The following is an 18248-nucleotide window of genomic DNA, read 5'->3' as shown; positions in this document are numbered from 1 at the left end:
AAAAATTGGCTCAATTGTACACAAATCAATCAGCCACTACACCATGCGTTGTATGACGTCATAGCTGACTGCCGCCAGTGCCTCACTGGCGATCACGCGCAGAGCAACAAATTCTTTCCTTATATACAGCCACAGTCTCAGTTCATTAGAGGCTAAGGGTTTGCTTTGGCCGCCGAAACGATGCTCAGCAGACAGATGCAACCACGCCAGGTGAAATCATATCTGATTGTTTTAAAAGGATTTAATTTTAAAAACTGAAAAGATTGTCGCCAAATCCGCTCACTTCTCTATCGGCACGCTCGACTGGTGCGATTAATGCAACATTAAAAACATTAATTGCATTTTTTGTATACAACAGCATAATCGCGCCTGAGTGACTTCTTGACCGCTCGGTCAACAACTTAGCCAGGAAGCACCGCCGACAACACCGCCTGCCTCAGAGAGCATTGTTCTTGCGCAACGCTCTGGGTGGTACACAACAAGAGAGATGAGGAGTACCCGCTGTGGAAAGCGTCAAACAAGAACAACACGCGAATCAACTGGCAAGGGGTGGCCTGCTCGACCGCTTCTTCAAACTGACCGAGCACCGCACCACCATCAAGACCGAACTGCTGGCCGGCCTGACGACCTTCGTCACCATGGCCTACATCATTTTCGTCAACCCCAACATCATGGCCACTGCCGGCATCGATCATGGCGCCGCCTTCGTCGCCACCTGCATCGGGGCGGCCCTGGGCTGCTTCCTGATGGGCCTGTACGCCAATTGGCCAGTCGGCCTGGCGCCAGGCATGGGCCTGAATGCGTTCTTCACCTACACCGTCGTCGGTGAAATGGGCTACAGCTGGCAGATCGCACTGGGCGCGGTGTTCATCTCCGGCGTGCTGTTCATGATCATGAGCCTGTCGAAGATCCGTGAATGGCTGCTCAACAGCATCCCGATGAGCCTGCGCTTCGCCATGGGTGCCGGGGTTGGCCTGTTCCTCGGCCTGATCGGCCTGAAGACCGCCGGGATCGTCGTCGACAGCCCGGCCACCCTGTTGACCATGGGCTCGTTCAGCAACCCGTCGGCGCTGCTCGCCGCCGTCTGCTTCCTGATGATCGCCGTGCTCAGCCACCGCAACGTGTTTGGCGCCATTCTCTTCAGCATGCTCGGCGTGACCGCCATCGGCTGGGCACTCGGCCTGGTGGAATACGGTGGCCTGGTGTCGATGCCACCGAGCCTGGGCCCGACCTTCCTGGCCATGGATATCGCCGGCGCATTCAACGTGGCGATGATCAGTGTGATCCTGGCGTTTCTCTTCGTGAACATGTTCGACACCGCCGGCACCCTGATGGGCGTCGCCCACCGCGCCAACCTGGTGGATGAGGATGGCAAGATCCAGAACCTGTCAAAGGCGCTGAAAGCCGACTCCACTTCGAGCGTTGTGGGCGCCATGGTCGGCTGCCCGCCGGTGACCAGCTACGTGGAAAGCGCTGCAGGCGTCGCCGCGGGTGGCCGTACCGGACTGACCGCGATCACCGTCGGCCTCCTGTTCCTCGCCGCGATGTTCTTCGCCCCGCTGGCTGGCATGATTCCGGCCTACGCCACCGCAGGCGCGCTGATCTACGTCGCCATGCTGATGATGAGCGGCATGGCGCATATCGACTGGAAGGATCATACCGACACCATTCCGGCCATCGTGACCGTTGTGATGATGCCGCTGACCTTCTCCATCGCCAACGGCATCGCCCTGGGCTTCCTCACCTACGCCACGCTGAAACTGCTGACCGGCCAGAGCGACAAGGTGTCGCTGAGCCTGTATGCGCTGTGCGTGATCTTCATCGCCAAGTTCGCCTTCCTCTGACGGTAGATACTCTGCGCTGAGCGAAGCCCCGGCCTTGTGCCGGGGTTTTTCGTTTGACTTGCAACGACAGGCGCGCTCGTCGCATGCATATCGCCGGCCCCGGATTTCATCGGGGCTACGTGTCGCTCGTAGGGTGCGCCGCGCGCACCAGCTTCGAAGCGCTGCACGGTGCCACGTGGGGTTCCGGCGCGCACGGCGCACCCTACACGCAGACGAAAAAAAGCCCGCAGTGTGAGCGGGCGTAAGGACTCAAACGAGTCTGAGGGTGACAAGCATTCGTCTGGCAGGCCGCCGGCCTGCCAGTCACTCAACTACCACGGTAGGTGGAGTAGCTGTAAGGCGAAATCAGTAGCGGTACGTGGTAGTGCTCCTGGCCGGCATCGATGCCGAAGCGCAGGACGACCACGTCGAGGAATGCCGTATCCGGCAGCTTCACGCCACGGGCGCGGTAGTAGTCGCCGGCGTGGAAGTGCAGCTGATAGACGCCCGTACGGTAATCATCGCCCTGCAGCACCGGCGCATCGCAACGGCCGTCGTGGTTGGTGGTAACGGTGGTGATCAGCTCCAGCTGCGCGCCTTCGACGCGGTACAGCTCGACCTTGATGTCACTCCCTGGGCAGCCGTGCGCGGCATCCAGTACATGTGTAGTCAAACGTCCCATGGGTTTCGGATGCTCGCGGCGCCCAGCGCCCTACGAACACCACACCTCCTCTACTCTGTTGAAATCGGCTCGTCGCAATGCTCCGACGCAATGGCAGGATAGCACGCAGATCGAATATAAAACATTTTACTCATAAATTGTACACAATAAATCCGATGCCGATGCCATCTGCGCAGCAAACAGGCTCATTACCTGCCTCATCGCGAACCAGCAACCGCGCCACAAACAGCATGAATTACTGACCAATACGGCAATTTCCCCATCGGTGCGCGCAGCGAAGAAAATGATGAAAAGTCGATTTACAAACGGCAACTAACTTTGTATACAATTAGTCATCCCGGTCGCGTAGCCGTCGATTTCCAGGCACGCAGTGACCGCAACGTTCCAGATAGGAAGACTGCAGTGAACGCTGATTACCCACGCGATTTGATCGGCTACGGCGCAAACCCACCCCACCCGCACTGGCCGAACGATGCCCGTATCGCCCTATCCTTCGTGCTCAACTACGAAGAAGGCGGCGAGCGCAACATTCTGCATGGGGACAAGGAGTCCGAGTCCTTCCTCTCCGAGATGGTCGCCGCCCAGCCGCTGCAGGGCCAGCGCAACCTGTGCATGGAGTCGCTCTACGAGTATGGCAGCCGCACCGGCGTCTGGCGCTTGCTCAACCTGTTCAAGCAGCACGATATTCCGCTGACTATCTTCGCCGTGGCCATGGCTGCCCAGCGTCACCCGGACGCGATCCGCGAGATGGTCGCTGCCGGGCACGAGATCTGCAGCCACGGCTATCGCTGGATCGACTACCAGAACATGGACGAAGCCACCGAGCGCGAGCACATGCTCGAGGCCATACGCATCCTCACCGAGCTGACCGGCGAGCGCCCGCTGGGCTGGTACACCGGTCGCCTGGGCCCGAACACCCGACGCATCGTGCGCGAGGAAGGCGGCTTCCTCTACGACTCCGACACCTATGACGACGACCTGCCCTACTGGGACCCGGCCAGCACCGCAGAGAAGCCGCACCTGGTGATCCCCTACACCCTGGACACCAACGACATGCGCTTCACCCAGGTACAGGGCTTCAACAAGGGTGACGATTTCTTCGAATACCTCAAGGATGCCTTCGACGTGCTCTACGCCGAGGGTGAAGCCGGCGCACCGAAGATGCTGTCGATCGGCATGCACTGTCGTCTGCTCGGCCGCCCGGCCCGCCTGGCCTCGCTGGCGCGCTTCATCGACTACGTGAAAAGCCACGACAAGGTCTGGTGCGCCCGCCGCGTCGACATCGCCAAGCACTGGCATGCCACCCACCCCTTCCGCGTGACCGAACAAGAGAGCCGCCCATGAGCCGTTTCCAGACGTTAACCCCCTCCCAGTTGAGCCGCGACGCGTTCGTTGCCGCCTTCGCCGATATCTACGAGCACTCGCCCTGGGTCGCCGAGAAAGCCTACGACCTCGGCCTGGACGAAAGCGTGAACGATATCGACAGCCTGCAGCAGCGCATGGCCGACATTCTCCTGTCCGCCAGTCACGATGCTCAGTTGGCGCTGATCAATGCGCACCCGGACCTCGCCGGCAAAGCGGCCGTACGTGGCGAGCTGACTGCCTCCAGCACCGCCGAGCAGTCCGGCGCCGGCATTCATGAATGCACAGCCGAGGAGTTTGCACGCTTCACCGAACTCAACGATGCCTACAAGGCCAAGTTCGGCTTCCCCTTCATCAAGGCCGTCAAGGGCAGCAACCGCCATCAGATCCTGGCCGCCTTCGAAGAGCGCATTCACAACACGCCGGAGCAGGAGTTCCAGACCGCCCTGGCCGAGATCAACAAAATCGCCCTCTTCCGCCTGCAGCAGCTGTAACGCTGCCGCCCCTTCAATCAAACAGAACAAGTAGAACAGCCATGCGTAGCCTGACCATCGAGCCCCTGAGCAAAGAAGCCTTCGCCCCTTTCGGTGACGTGATCGAAACCGAAGGCAGTGACTTCTTCATGATCAACAACGGTTCCACTCGCCGCTATCACAAGCTGGCCAGCGTGGAGACCGCACAGCCAGAGGATCAGGCGATCATCAGCATTTTCAGCGCCGAGTCGCTCGAGATGCCGCTGACCATCCGCATGCTGGAACGCCATCCGCTGGGCAGCCAGGCTTTCATCCCGCTGCTCGGCAACCCCTTTCTGATCGTGGTCGCGCCAGTTGGCGATGTACCTGTATCAGGGTCCGTCCGTGCCTTCCTCAGCAATGGCAGGCAGGGCATCAATTACCATCGCGGCGTCTGGCACCACCCGGTGCTGACGATCGAAAAGCGGGATGACTTCCTGGTGGTTGATCGCAGTGGTTCCGGCAACAACTGCGATGAGCATTTTTTCAATGAGGACGAGCTCCTTCTCCTCAAACCCCACCAATAAGAGAAGCCCGGGGTTGGCGTGCCTCCCCCGGGGAAAGAGGTACAGATCGTGGAAGCACATTTCACCGAATGGCTAAACCTGGGCATCCGCTGGATCCATATGATCACCGGTATCGCCTGGATCGGCGCGTCATTCTATTTCGTCTGGCTGGAGAACAACCTTAACCGCAGCAATCCCCGCGAGGGCCTGTCGGGCGACCTCTGGGCGATTCACGGCGGCGGCATCTACCACCTGGAAAAATACAAACTGGCCCCACCGAAAATGCCGGAGAACCTGCACTGGTTCAAATGGGAGGCCTACTTCACCTGGCTGTCGGGCGTCGCCCTGCTGCTGGTGGTTTACTACCTCAACCCGAGCCTGTACCTGGTCAAGCCGGGTGTTGATCTGGCACCGGCTGCAGCCATCGCCATCGGCCTCGGTTCCATGGCGCTCAGCTATGTGATCTATCACTTCCTCTGCGACTCGCCACTGGGCAAACGCCCCGCCCTGCTCGGTGCCGTGCTGTTCGTGCTGATCATCGCTGCCGCCTACGGTTTCAGCCAGATCTTCAGCGGCCGCGCGGCGTACATCCATGTCGGCGCCATCATCGGCACCATCATGGTCGGCAACGTGTTCTTCACCATCATGCCGGCCCAGCGCGCGCTGGTTAAAGCGATCGAAACCAACACCACGCCGGACCCAACCCTGCCGGCCAAAGGCCTGCTGCGCTCGCGTCACAACAACTACTTCACCCTGCCGGTGCTGTTCATCATGATCAGCAACCACTTCCCGAGCACCTACGGCAGCCAATACAACTGGCTGATCCTGGCAGGCATCGCGATTCTGGCCGTGCTGGTGCGTCACTACTTCAACACCCGCCACGACAGCAGCAAGTACGTCTGGACCCTGCCGGCCGCAGCGCTGGGCATGATCTGCCTGGCTTACGTCACCGGCCCGCAAACCAAATCGGTCAGCGCACCGGCAACGGCTCAGGCTCCGGCGATCAAGTACGCTCCCGTTCCCGCCACCGGCCTCCCCGGCAACCCCTCCACAACCAGCGAGCCTGTTGCCGAGGCAACCCAGCCCAAAGCTGATGCAAACGAGGAATCGCCCACTGCTGCTGATAGCGCGACACCTGCCGCCAGCACCGATTTCGCCCAAGTCGAAAGCGTGATCCACGAGCGCTGCACCGTGTGCCACTCGGTGAGTCCGAGCAGCCCGATGTTCAGCGCCGCACCCGCCGGCCTGATGCTCGATACGCCGGAGCAGATGAAGGCGCAGGCCGCGAAGATCCACGCCCAGAGCGTCGCTTCGCAGATCATGCCACTGGGTAACATTACCCAGATGACTCAGGACGAACGCGACCTGATCGGCAGCTGGATCGCCAAAGGCGCTCAGATCAACTGATTGCCGCACATGTCGCGCCCGTGACCGGGTGCGGCATCTTTTTACGCCCATGAACCGCCGGCAGCGCAAGCTGACCGGCGGTTCATTTTTTGTGCACAATCTATAAATAAATTGTTTTTAACAATGTCGACATATTGCTATAGTCGAAACATCCTGACCGACAAGACAAGTTTCTATTGAGCAGGAAAGAGGTGCCGTGAAGCCTCGTGTAAGCCCATGACCGTATAAAAACAAATGGCAGGCTATGACATGACCCCAGATAGCAATACCCAAGCCCCAGCTGCGCCCGTCGGCAACAGCGACCTGATCTACCAGTTGGACGACACCCCAGCTTTCGCCCCTGCCATCTTCGCGGCGCTGCAGCATGTGCTGGCCAGCTTCGTCGGCATCATCACCCCTACCCTGATCGTCGGCAGCGCCCTCGGCCTCGGCGCTCATGTGCCGTACCTGGTGAGCATGGCGTTGTTCGTCTCCGGCCTCGGCACCTTCGTCCAAGCCAAGCGCATCGGCCCGATCGGTTCCGGCCTACTCTGTCTGCAAGGCACCAGTTTCGGCTTTCTCAGCGTGGTGCTCAGCGCCGGATTCATTGTCAAAGGCCGCGGCGCCAGCGAGGAGGAAATACTCGCCACGCTGTTCGGCATCTGCTTCTGCGCCGCCTTCGTCGAGATCGCCTTCAGCCAGTTCATCAACAAGCTGCGCAAGGTCATCACCCCGGTGGTCACCGGAACCATCATCTGCCTGATGGGCCTGTCGCTGATCAAGGTGGGGATGACCGACCTGGCCGGCGGCTACGGCGCGCCAGACCTCGGCGCCCTGCACCACCTGGCGCTTGGCGGGCTGGTGCTGGGCACCATCGTCGCCCTCAACCGCGCCTCTTCGCAGGTGCTGCGCCTGTCCGCCGTGATCATCGGCCTGACCCTCGGCTTCAGCGTGGCCTGGTTCACCGACCGGGTGGATTTCGCCAACATGGCTGAAGTGCCGTTGATCAGCATGCCGCAGCCATTCAAGTACGGTTTCGGTTTCGACTGGATCGCCTTCGTGCCCATTGCCGTGATCTTCCTGATCACGCCACTGGAAACGGCAGGCGACCTGACCGCCAACTCGATCATCTCCAAGCAGCCCGTCAAGGGGCCGCTATACATGCGCCGGATCAAATCCGGAGTGCTGGCCGATGGCTGCAACTCGGCAGTTGCCGCCATGTTCAACAGCCTGCCGATGACCACCTTCAGCCAGAACAACGGGGTGATCCAGCTCACTGGCGTTGCCAGCCGCCACGTGGCTTTCTACATCGCCGGCATCCTGATCCTGCTGGGGCTATTTCCGGTGGTGGGTGCCGTGCTGCAACTGATGCCCAAGCCGGTACTCGGTGGCGCCACCCTGATCATGTTCGGCACCGTCGCGGTGGCCGGCATCAAGATTCTCAGCGAAGCCGGTCTGCACCGTCGCAACGTGCTGATCGTGGCCATTTCCCTGGGCCTTGGCCTGGGTGTGGCCGGCGTGCCGGATGTGCTTTCGCACATGCCGGACGTGCTGAAGAACATCTTCGGCTCACCGATCACCATCGGAGCCTTCAGCGCCATTGCGCTGAACATATTCCTGCCCGACGAACAGCAGGAAGTGGAAGAGGACGACTACGATCCCGAGGCGCACTTGCACACCGTGCTGCAGAACCGCCAGGGTGACGATGGCGTCGATGACAGCAACCTCAAGACTCTGAGCCGCGACCTTACCCCGGACCCGCGCACCAGCTAACCGCGACAAACCGATCCACTCCCGGCAGTCCGCTGCCGGGGGACACCTGCTTGCACGTCAAAAACAAGGAAAATTCATGAAATTCAAGCATCTGCCCCACTGCCTCGCCCTGTCAGCCGGACTGTTCTCCGGCCAGCAGGCACTCGCTGGCGACCTCCTCTACTGGCAGGACAACAGCCTGTCGTACCTGTACGGCGAGAACTTCCAGCGCATGAACTTCAACGGCGAGGAACAGCGTACCCAGACCACCTTCACCTTCGAGCACGCCAGTGGCTGGGCCTGGGGCGACATCTTCTACTTCCTCGACTACATCCATACCGACAACGTGCAATCGCGCGGCAGCTTCGACAACGGTACCTTCCGTCAACATGACAAGGATTCCTTCTACTACATGGAATTCTCCCCACGTGTCAGCCTGAGCTGGCTGACCGGGCAGAAGCTGGCCGCCGGCCCGATCAAAGACGTGTTCGCCGCCTTTACCTATGAAAAAGGCAATGGCGGCCCTGGCCCGGAGAACTACCTGTACGGCATCGGCCTGGACTGGGAAGTACCCGGCTTCACCTACTTCAAGACCAACCTGTACCAGGTCAAGATCAACAACCATACCTTCTTCGCCGACAGCAACAGCAACGGCTACGCCACCCAGCTGACCATCAGCGCGGCGTATCCGTTCAGCCTCGGCGAGCAGGACTTCGTCGTCGACGGCTTCCTCGACTGGCGTTCGCCGTCGCGTGATGCCGGCACCCAGACCTCGGTCGGCTCCTCGATCCAGGTCAAGTGGGATGCGGGCAAAGCCCTGTTCGGCAAGGAGCGTCAGCTCTATGTAGGCACAGAGATCAACATGTGGCGCGCCAAGTACGGTGTGAAGCCGGTGGACGGGTCGGATGACCGCTTCGACCAGACGGCGGTGCAGGCACTGGTCAAGTACCACTTCTGACCACAGCCACAGCGCACTTGGCCGACGTCGGGTAGGGACGGCGGCCGGGTAAAAAGGGGGATGGGCGCTCGCGCCCTTCCCCCTTTTTCTTTGATCTTCATCTTTCCATGCACGGTGCGCTTGAGACCGGACTGGCAAATAAGTGTGTGCTTTCGGTGCTGGCCCTATCCATTAACGCGTCGCCTGACCTGACGGGTTTCGCCCCTTACGGGCGACTCACTTTCTTTGCTTGTGCAAAGAAAGTAAGCAAAGAAACACACCCCTGCATACGGCCCCGGCTGCGCCGGGGTTCCCTCGCTCCATCACCACTCCAGGGGCCCGCTGCGAAGGGCCATCCCTGGCCCATCGCAGCTCTCGCGACATCCATGTCGCTCAACCCCTTCCACGGTGATTCCACTCGGCCTCCTGAAGGGGGACTTGGGCGTCGTCTGTGAGATCGCGCTTCAAGAGCAAAAGCCAAACACTATCGACTTTGACCTTCCGGAGATATCGCAAGCTCGCGACCCGGTCCCCTTCAGGAGTCCGAGTGGAGGTGTTGCGTAGGGGGACGAGCCGCATGGATGCGGCGAGATACCGATGGCGGCCCCGCTTAAAGGGCCAGGGATGGCCCTTGTAAGCCGGCCACCGGAGCAGCACCGGCGCGAGGAAACGCAGCGAAGCGAAGTAACAGCCGGAGGCTGGCCCGCAGGGTGAGCGGAGCGAATCAAGGTGTGGCGCCCGTAAGGGGCGCAACCCAAACGCTCAGTGGACTCGGTAATGGATAGTGCTAAGTCAGTAAGCAATCCGCACACAAACTTGCCAGTCCGGTGTCAAGCGTATCCTCCCCATGAGAATGCGAAGAGCCTTTTTTCTTTGAGCAACAAATGCCAGGTGCACACGGCATAGCCTACGCGGCCATACACCATCCGTAGGGTGCGCCGCGCGCACCGCCTTTGGCAAAGCGGCCTGCACTACCGCACCAACCCAGCGCCGACAGGCAAGCAACGGCACCACGCCGGTGCACAATCGGGCGTACACCAGGTGCTTTCCGATCAATACCTTACAATCACACAACTGACCGCAAGGTCAAGTTTTTGATCACAATATTTCTATTTTTTGTGTGCAATTTATCCAGAAGCCATATTCAGCAGTGCATTTTCTGTGTACAAGACAATCAGGTTCCTACCGAAACACTGTCGAAATGGCTGTATACATTGATTCAGTCACGACGCGAATACAAAATCGGAACGAAACCTGCAGACAAATCTCCTCATAGATCGCCGCGGCGCAAGAACAAAACTGGGAGCTGTCCATGTCCACCACCGAAGACTTTCGCATCAAGAACATCGATCCATCGCTACATAACGAAGACCTCGCCCCGCTGGCTCCTGAAAAACGTACCTGGGGCTGGTTCGAGATCTTCAACGTCTGGTCGAACGACATTCAAAGCCTGTTCGGCTACACCCTGGCAGCGACGCTGTTCATCTCCTACGGACTCAATGGCTGGGCCGTGCTGGCCGGCATCGTGCTCGCCGGCTGCATCGTCATGGGCCTGGTGCAACTGACCGGCAGACCCAGCGTCAAGTACGGCATCCCCTTCCCGGTGTTCGCCCGCGCCAGCATGGGCGTGCGCGGCGCCAACTTCCCTGCACTGGTGCGTGGCATCGTCGCGATCTTCTGGTACGGCGTGCAGACCTACTTCGCTTCCACCGCCGTAGCCCTGCTGCTCAACTCGCTGCTGGAACCGCAGAACCCAGCCGTGTACATGGGGCTGACCGCCATCGGCTGGCTGTCCTACGTGATCGTCTGCCTGTTCCAGGTTGGCCTGTTCGTCTGCGGCATGAGCTGGATCACCCGCTTCCTCAACTGGGCCGGGCCGCTGGTCTACGTGGTGATGATCGCGCTGATGGGCCTGATCTGGTACCAGGCCGGCCCGAGCCTGCTCAGCGAGCTGGGCAACATCTTCAGCGGCAACGGTGAGTATGCCGCTGGCCCGGTGGCCGCGTTCTTCGCCGTGGTCGGCACCATGGTCGCCTACTTCGCCGCGGTGGTGATCAACTACGGCGACTTCGCCCGCTTTGTCAAAAGCGAAAGGCAGATGACCATCGGCAACTTCCTCGGCCTGCCGGTGAGCCTGGCGATCTTCTCGTTGATCGCGCTGGTAATCACCGCCGGCACCGTGGTGGTATTCGGTGAGACGCTGACCAACCCGACCGACATCGTTGCGCGCGTGGACAACCTGACCCTGACCATCATCGCCGCGCTGACCTTCTTTGCCGCGACCGTGGGCATCAACCTGGTGGCCAACTTCATCCCGCCAGCCTATGACCTGGCCAACCTGGCTCCGGCACACATCAGCGCACGCACCGGTGGCTTCATCACTGCCGGCATCGCCTTCTTCATCGGCGCGCTATGGGTGGCCTTCATCAGCAATGTTGGCATCGCTGCCTTCGTCGACACCCTCGGCGCTGTTCTCGCGCCGCTGTACGGCATCATCGTCGCCGACTACTACCTGGTACGCCGGCGCAAGCTCGACCTGCAGCAGCTGTTCAGCGCCGAGGTCGGTTCGGCCTACTACTTCGATGGCGGCTGGAACCGCAAGGCGATGATCGCCTTCGCCATCGGCTCGGTGTTCTCCGTCGCCTCGGTATGGGCGCCAGTCCTGAGTCAGCTTTCGGGCTATTCCTGGCTGCTCGGCGCCCTGCTCGGCGCGGTGCTGCACTATGGCCTGATGCACGGCCAGGCGCAGGCGCTGAAACGCGCCGACGCCGCACTCTAAGCCATCAACGAGCGGACGAAGCCGGCGCCTGTGCGCCGGCTTTGGCTTTCTGGCGCTCGAGAAAATCCACTTTCCACTGCTCGACGCCCATGTACTCGCTATCGAGATTGGCCTCGACCCGATAGCTCGCCTTGAGCGCCACCACCTGCTCCGAGCGCTGGGCGAGAAAGCGGTCGAAACGGGCGATCAGCTGCGGGTGATGCAGGCTCGACAGGTGAAAACTGCCACGGGTGTGCGGCAACTTGGGATCGAACACCAGGGCACCGGGCCGGGCGCGGATGTTGTCCAGGTAATGGGTGGCCACCACCACATTGAAGTAGGCGCCATCGGTTTCCTGCTTCAAGGCCTGGCGAATCATCTGGCGCAGGTCCTCGCTGTAACTCAGCTGAACCTGCCCGCTGTCGATGGCCTGCTCGTACCCTCGCGGCGTCCAGCCCTGCACCATGGCCAGGCGGTGAATGCTCTCCAGCGTCTGCCCCTGGCGCTGCGGCGCTACCAGCACGCCGTCGACGTAATCGACCACGGTCTGGCTGTAGTGCAGCGCCATGCCCGCTTTCTGCGTGCCGGCCCAATGCGGGCTGTCGGGATACTTGAAGTCGATCTCGCCACGCCGCAGGGCCGGCAGCAGCTGATCCACCGGCAACGCCTTGTAGCTCAGGCTGACACCGCTATCAGCGGCGAAGGCATCCAGAACCTCGCGAGCGAAGCCACGGTACTGCCCCTCGCCATCGAGGCTGTAGTGCGGCGCGAACGGCAGGTCCTCGACGCCGACCACATAGGTCTGCGCCAGGGCGTTGGGGGTCAGTAGAACGGCAGATAGCAGACACAGTCGTACCGGCTTCATGCAGAGCCTCCTTATTGTTGTTTTGGCAATTCGAGGGCGGGTCTAGCCGCCGGTCATACTCATGAAGCGCACCACCTGCACCTGCTCGTCGGTGGCGAAGTGGTGACGCTCGGGCTTCAGGCGCAGCGCTTCGATCAGCGCCTGACGCAGGCGCTCGCCGTCGCCCGGATGCGCACGCAGCAGGCGCTTGAGATCCAGTGCGTTGTCGTGGCCGAGGCAGAGCACCAACTTGCCCTCTGCGGTTACCCGCACACGGTTGCAGTCACCGCAGAAGTTGTGGCTGTGCGGCGAGATGAAGCCCACCTGGGTCTGCGTGCCGAGCACTTGCCAGTAGCGCGACGGGCCACCAGTAACCTTGCTGCTGCGCACCAGCGCATGGCGCTGCTCGATACGCTGACGCACCTCGTCGCTGGAACAGAAGGTCTGCTCGCGGCTGTGGCTGACCACGCTGCCCAGCGGCATTTCCTCAATGAAGCTGATGTCCAGCCCGCGCGCGATGGCGAACTCGACCAGATCCAGCACCTCGTCGTCGTTACGCCCGCTCTGCACCACGCAGTTGAGCTTGATCCGCTCGAATCCAGCCGCGCGCGCCGCGTCGATGCCGGCCAGCACCTGATCGAGCTTGTCGCGCCGGGTAAAAGCGGCGAAGCGCTCGCGCTGCAGGGAATCCAGGCTGATGTTCAGGCGCCGCACGCCCGCCGCGCGCAACGGCGCAGCCATCTCTACCAGTTGCGAGCCATTGGTGGTGATCGCCAGGTCATCCAGCTCGTCACGTTCACCCAGGCGCTGCAACAGACTCAGCAGGTTCTTGCGCACCAACGGCTCGCCGCCAGTGATGCGAATACGCCGCACGCCCAACCCGATGAAGGCATCGGCCACGGCGTAGAGTTCTTCCAGGCTGAGAATCTGCGCACGCGGCGCGAACTGCATGTCTTCGCTCATGCAGTAGGTGCAGCGAAAATCGCAGCGATCGGTCACCGACAAGCGCAGGTAGGTGATGCGCCGACCGAAGGGGTCGACGAGCTGATGGGTGTTCACGGTGGGTCTCCTGCAGCGTCACGCGCCGAGACTTTTTGTCATGGATAACGCTGTGCGCGATAGAAACAGAAAAGCGATTTCTTGTATACAAAAATTTGACCACAGGGTCAGCTAAGCGCTGAGCAGCCCGTGGCCGCTGCCTTGAGCCTCGTGCAAAGCCGGTGCTACCATGCCCGACCGCCGCCCGGCGGCAGAGCAAACCACAGGGCCTTATGACCAGCATCCGCGAGCGTAACAAAGAGCTCATCCTGCGCGCAGCCAGCGAGGAGTTCGCCGACAAGGGCTTCGCCGCCACCAAGACCAGTGACATTGCGGCCAAGGCAGGCCTGCCCAAGCCCAACGTCTACTACTACTTCAAGTCCAAGGAAAACCTCTACCGCGAGGTCCTGGAAAGCATCATCGAGCCACTGCTGGCCGCCTCTGCCCCCTTCAACCAGCCGGGCCATCCGAGCGAAGTGCTGACCGCCTACATCCGCTCGAAGATCCGCATCTCCCGCGAACTGCCCCACGCTTCCAAGGTGTTCGCCAGCGAGATCATGCACGGTGCGCCGCACCTGTCGCCGGAACAGACCGAACAACTCAACGCCCAGGCCAAACACAACATCGCCTGCATCCAGCGCTGGATCGATCAACGGCAGATGGCGCAGGTCGACCCGCACCATCTGCTGTTCAGCATCTGGGCGGCGACCCAGACCTACGCCGACTTCGACTGGCAGATCTCCACCGTCACCGGCAAGGCCAGCCTGGACGATGCCGACTACGAAGCCGCCGCGCAGACCATCATCCGCCTGGTGCTCAAAGGCTGCGACGTCAGCCCGATGCCATCGAAGGCTTCCGAGCTGGTGACCAGCGCCTAACTCGAATCCGCGGCCTATGCCAAACCAGGAGGGTGCACCATGCGCACCGAGCTTACGACGCGGACATTCGGGAAGCCTTAGCGCGCACGGCGCACCCTACGGACTGGTGGATGTAAAAAACGACATCTCCCCTACGCAAAGCCGAAAACCGTGGAGGCGCTTTAGCGGCGACGTTTCGATGCCGCAGTCGCGGCTGAAGCCCCTCCCACAGTCGTAGCCCGGATGCAATCCGGGGCAGCGCGCAGCCGCGATCGAACCGGTGCGCGCAGCCTAGGCGGCCCCGCAACACCCTACGCCCCGGCGTCGGCCTTCAGGCCCAGAGACTCCAGCGCACTCACCGCGCATTGCTCATCAATATCCGAGGTGTCGCCGGTGATACCGACGGCGCCAATCACCTCACCGCGCTCGTCACGAATCAATACGCCGCCCGGTGCCGGAATCAGGCTGCCCTGCGCCAGATTGTTGACCGCACCGATGAACGCCGGGCGCTGCTGCGCGTCGGCGGCGATCAGCCGCGATCCCTTGCCCAGGGCCAGCGCTCCCCAGGCCTTGCCAATGGCGATCTGCGGGCGCAGCAGGCTGGCGCCGTCCTCGCGCTGCAGACTGATCAGATGCCCACCGGCATCCAGCACCGCCACCGTCAGCGGCGCCGCCTTTATCTCCCGCCCAACGGCCAGGGCATTTAGGGTGATGTTCAAAGCGACATTCAGGTTAAGGCTACTCACAGAGGCAATCTCCAAAACTGCGGATACGGGCATCCACACACGCAAGTGCGCGGCATCAGAAAACGCCCTATGAAATAGCCGAAAGAGATACTGATTACAATCAAAGAACACAATTTAAATAATTTTTGTGCACAAAAATTAAAATCAAATAACTCAATTAAAGTATCGAATAAACCTCAGCCGTTACGTGCCTCCCAATAGCCTGGGGTGTTGTAGATGCCCTTCAGATAATCGATGAAGAAACGCACCTTGGCCGGCAGATAACGCTGCTGCGGGTAAACCGCCTGGATGTCGTAGGCCGGCAGGGCGTATTCGTCGAGCACCGTCACCAGCTCGCCCGCCTTGAGCTCGGCCTGGATCTCCCAGGTGGAGCGCCAGCCAATCCCCAGCCCCTGCTTGACCCAGCTGTAGAGCAGCTCGCCATCGTTGCAGTCGAGGTTACCGGCGACCTTCACCGCGACCTGCCGGCCGTCACGCAGGAAGGTCCAGCCGCGCTGCTGGCCACCCTGCATGTTGAACGCCAGGCAGTTGTGCCGCACCAGGTCGTCCGGCGTGCGCGGCACGCCATACAGCTCGAAATAGCGCGGCGCCCCGCAGACCACGCGGCGATTGGGAAACAGCTTGAGCGCCACATAGTTAGGGTCGGTGACCTCACCAATGCGAATGCCCATGTCGTAGCCCTGACGCACCAGGTCGACCAGGCTGTCGGTGAAGTTGAACGACAGCTTGAGGTCTGGGTAGCGCGCCAGAAAGGCCGGCGCATGGGGCGCTATATGGCGCCGGCCGAACGCCGCTGGCGCAGACACCACCAGATGCCCGCGTACCGACTTACCACCGCGCGCGACGCTGGCATCGGCCTCGTCGAAGTCCTTGAGCAGGCTGCGGGCGCGCTCCAGGTACTGCTCGCCCAGGTCGGTCAGCTGCAGCCCGCGCGTGGAGCGATGCATCAGCTTGACCCCCAGGTGTTGCTCCAGCGCATCCAGCCGCCGGCCCATCACCACGGGCGTCACGCCCTCGCTGAGGGCGGCCGAAGCGAAGCTGCCGTTGTCGGCAACCAAAACGAAACTACGAATAAGGGTATGACGGTCCATTCGATACTCCAGATATCGACAGAACTGAAGTATCCATCAATTCCCCCTCTTTCGCCCAGCGGTCATCCTCTCCCTCAACAGAAAAACAACCGATTCGAGAGGAATGGTCATGGCCAGAATGAGAGCAATCGAGGCAGCCGTACTGGTGATGCGTCGCGAAGGCGTTGATATCGCGTTCGGCGTCCCCGGCGCTGCCATCAACCCCCTGTATGCCGCACTGAAGAAACTCGGTGGCATCGATCACGTCCTGGCCCGTCACGTCGAAGGCGCTTCGCACATGGCCGAGGGTTACACCCGCACCAATGCCGGCAACATCGGCGTGTGCATCGGTACCTCCGGCCCCGCCGGCACCGACATGGTCACCGGCCTGTACTCGGCCTCCGCCGACTCCATTCCAATTTTGTGCATCACCGGCCAGGCGCCGCGTGCCCGTATGCACAAGGAAGATTTCCAGGCAGTCGACATCACCAGCATCGTCGGTCCGGTGACCAAGTGGGCCACCACCGTGATGGAGCCCGGCCAGGTGCCGCGCGCGTTCCAGCGCGCCTTCCATGAAATGCGCAGCGGCCGTCCCGGCCCGGTATTGATCGACCTGCCGTTCGACGTGCAGATGGCCGAGATCGAATTCGATATCGACGCTTACGAGCCGCTGCCAGTGGCTAAGCCGAGCACCAGCCGCATCCAGGCCGAGAAAGCCATCGCCATGCTCAACGAGGCCGAGCGCCCGCTGCTGGTCGCCGGTGGCGGCATCTTCAATGCCGATGCGCAAGACAAGCTGGTGGAGTTCGCCGAGCTGACCGGCGTGCCGGTGGTACCGACGCTGATGGGCTGGGGCGCGATTCCGGACGACCACAAGCTGATGGTCGGCATGGTCGGTCTGCAGACTTCGCACCGCTACGGCAATGCCACCCTGCTCGCCTCCGACCTGGTGTTCGGCATCGGCAACCGCTGGGCCAACCGCCACACAGGCTCGGTTGACGTTTACACCGAAGGCCGCAAGTTCATCCACGTCGACATCGAACCGACGCAGATCGGCCGTGTGTTCAACCCGGACCTGGGCATCGCCTCCGACGCCGGCAACGCACTGGACGCCTTCCTCGAAGTCGCCCGCGAATGGAAAGCCGCCGGCAAGCTGAAAGACCGCAGCGCCTGGGTCGAGTCGTGCCGCGAGCGCAAGCGTACCCTGCAGCGCAAGACCCACTTCGACAACGTGCCGGCCAAGCCGCAGCGCGTGTACGAAGAGATGAACGAGGCATTCGGCAAGGACACCTGCTACGTCAGCACCATCGGTCTGTCGCAGATCGCCGGCGCGCAGTTCCTGCACGTGTACAAGCCGCGCCACTGGATCAACTGCGGCCAGGCCGGCCCGCTGGGCTGGACCATTCCGGCAGCCCTGGGCGTGGTCAAGGCCGACCCGCAACGTCAGGTCGTGGCGCTGTCCGGTGACTATGACTTCCAGTTCATGATCGAGGAGCTGGCCGTCGGTGCGCAGTTCAACCTGCCGTACATCCACGTGCTGGTGAACAACTCCTACCTGGGCCTGATCCGTCAGGCGCAGCGCGGCTTCGACATCGATTACTGCGTGCAGCTGGCGTTCGAGAACATCAATGCACCGGAGCTCAACGGTTACGGCGTCGACCACGTTGCGGTAGTCGAGGGCCTGGGCTGCAAGGCGATCCGCGTGTTCGACCCGAACGAGCTGCAGAACGCTTTCGCCGAAGCCAAGCGTCTGATGGCCGAGCACCGTGTACCGGTGGTGGTCGAGATCATCCTGGAGCGTGTCACCAACATCTCCATGGGCACCGAGATCAACGCCATCAACGAGTTCGAGGAACTGGCCGAGCGCGGCGTCGACGCACCGACTGCCATCTCGCTGCTCGACTGACCCGTAGGGTGCGCCGCGCGCACCGCAACGCTCAACGCGTACCCCTGGTGCGCACGGCGCACCCTACGC

At 61.5% G+C, this 18248-nt stretch carries 15 protein-coding genes; 10 read left to right on the top strand and 5 right to left on the bottom strand.

Annotation, left to right across the window (positions count from 1 at the left end; all coding sequences use genetic code 11):
* The first annotated feature begins 503 nt into the window (after positions 1-503).
* Positions 504-1844, top strand: a complete 1341-nt coding sequence (locus BM059_RS06115; protein ID WP_017679214.1) for an NCS2 family permease — start codon at positions 504-506, stop codon at positions 1842-1844.
* A gap of 307 nt (positions 1845-2151) precedes the next feature.
* Here the strand turns inward: BM059_RS06115 and uraH are convergent, their stop codons facing one another.
* Positions 2152-2505: a hydroxyisourate hydrolase gene (gene uraH, locus BM059_RS06110; protein WP_017679213.1), complete on the bottom strand. Its 354-nt coding sequence runs from the start codon at positions 2503-2505 to the stop codon at positions 2152-2154.
* 402 nt (positions 2506-2907) lie between these two features.
* On the opposite strand from uraH, the gene puuE reads away from it, so the two are divergent.
* The 7 genes from puuE (at position 2908) to BM059_RS06075 (ending at position 11739) form a co-directional block, all read left to right on the top strand.
* Positions 2908-3849: an allantoinase PuuE gene (gene puuE / locus BM059_RS06105; RefSeq protein ID WP_017679212.1), complete on the top strand. Its 942-nt coding sequence runs from the start codon at positions 2908-2910 to the stop codon at positions 3847-3849.
* On the top strand, positions 3846-4361 hold the full coding sequence (gene uraD, locus BM059_RS06100) for a 2-oxo-4-hydroxy-4-carboxy-5-ureidoimidazoline decarboxylase (protein WP_017679211.1): 516 nt from the start codon (positions 3846-3848) through the stop codon (positions 4359-4361). The genes puuE and uraD overlap by 4 nt, the downstream gene beginning before the upstream one ends.
* Positions 4362-4402: 41 nt before the next feature.
* The gene (locus BM059_RS06095; protein ID WP_017679210.1) at positions 4403-4906 is read left to right on the top strand and encodes an ureidoglycolate lyase; all 504 of its coding nucleotides are present in this window, start codon (positions 4403-4405) and stop codon (positions 4904-4906) included.
* A 48-nt stretch (positions 4907-4954) separates the two neighbouring features.
* Entirely contained in the window at positions 4955-6292 is a 1338-nt protein-coding gene (locus BM059_RS06090; RefSeq protein WP_017679209.1) for a urate hydroxylase PuuD, read from the top strand.
* Positions 6293-6526: 234 nt separating this feature from the next.
* Positions 6527-8044, top strand: a complete 1518-nt coding sequence (locus BM059_RS06085; protein WP_017679208.1) for a nucleobase:cation symporter-2 family protein — start codon at positions 6527-6529, stop codon at positions 8042-8044.
* A gap of 76 nt (positions 8045-8120) precedes the next feature.
* A complete protein-coding gene (locus BM059_RS06080; protein WP_017679207.1) occupies positions 8121-8981 on the top strand; it encodes an outer membrane protein OmpK in 861 nt (286 codons plus the stop codon).
* A gap of 1291 nt (positions 8982-10272) precedes the next feature.
* A complete protein-coding gene (locus BM059_RS06075) occupies positions 10273-11739 on the top strand; it encodes an NCS1 family nucleobase:cation symporter-1 (protein ID WP_037002794.1) in 1467 nt (488 codons plus the stop codon).
* 4 nt (positions 11740-11743) lie between these two features.
* Here BM059_RS06075 and BM059_RS06070 read toward each other — a convergent pair whose 3' ends face one another.
* Together BM059_RS06070 and moaA are read right to left on the bottom strand one after the other, a co-directional pair.
* Complete coding sequence (locus BM059_RS06070) at positions 11744-12583, bottom strand: substrate-binding periplasmic protein (protein WP_074937401.1); 840 nt, start codon at positions 12581-12583, stop codon at positions 11744-11746.
* Positions 12584-12625: 42 nt separating this feature from the next.
* Positions 12626-13621 carry a GTP 3',8-cyclase MoaA gene (gene moaA / locus BM059_RS06065; protein ID WP_017679204.1) on the bottom strand — a complete coding sequence of 332 codons (996 nt, stop codon included), beginning with the start codon at positions 13619-13621 and terminating at the stop codon, positions 12626-12628.
* A gap of 212 nt (positions 13622-13833) precedes the next feature.
* On the opposite strand from moaA, the gene BM059_RS06060 reads away from it, so the two are divergent.
* On the top strand, positions 13834-14478 hold the full coding sequence (locus BM059_RS06060) for a TetR/AcrR family transcriptional regulator (RefSeq protein ID WP_017679203.1): 645 nt from the start codon (positions 13834-13836) through the stop codon (positions 14476-14478).
* A gap of 290 nt (positions 14479-14768) precedes the next feature.
* On the opposite strand, the gene BM059_RS06055 is transcribed toward BM059_RS06060, so the two are convergent.
* Both BM059_RS06055 and BM059_RS06050 read right to left on the bottom strand, forming a co-directional pair.
* On the bottom strand, positions 14769-15203 hold the full coding sequence (locus tag BM059_RS06055) for a GlcG/HbpS family heme-binding protein (RefSeq protein WP_026088791.1): 435 nt from the start codon (positions 15201-15203) through the stop codon (positions 14769-14771).
* 176 nt (positions 15204-15379) lie between these two features.
* Positions 15380-16294: a LysR family transcriptional regulator gene (locus tag BM059_RS06050; protein ID WP_017679201.1), complete on the bottom strand. Its 915-nt coding sequence runs from the start codon at positions 16292-16294 to the stop codon at positions 15380-15382.
* Between the two features lie 109 nt (positions 16295-16403).
* Between BM059_RS06050 and gcl the strand changes: the two genes are divergently transcribed.
* Complete coding sequence (gcl, locus tag BM059_RS06045) at positions 16404-18179, top strand: glyoxylate carboligase (protein ID WP_037002799.1); 1776 nt, start codon at positions 16404-16406, stop codon at positions 18177-18179.
* Positions 18180-18248: the final 69 nt, after the last annotated feature.

The organism is Ectopseudomonas composti (assembly GCF_900115475.1).
Taxonomy (GTDB): Bacteria; Pseudomonadota; Gammaproteobacteria; order Pseudomonadales; family Pseudomonadaceae; genus Aquipseudomonas; species Aquipseudomonas composti.
This window is presented reverse-complemented; position numbering and strand designations above follow the sequence as displayed.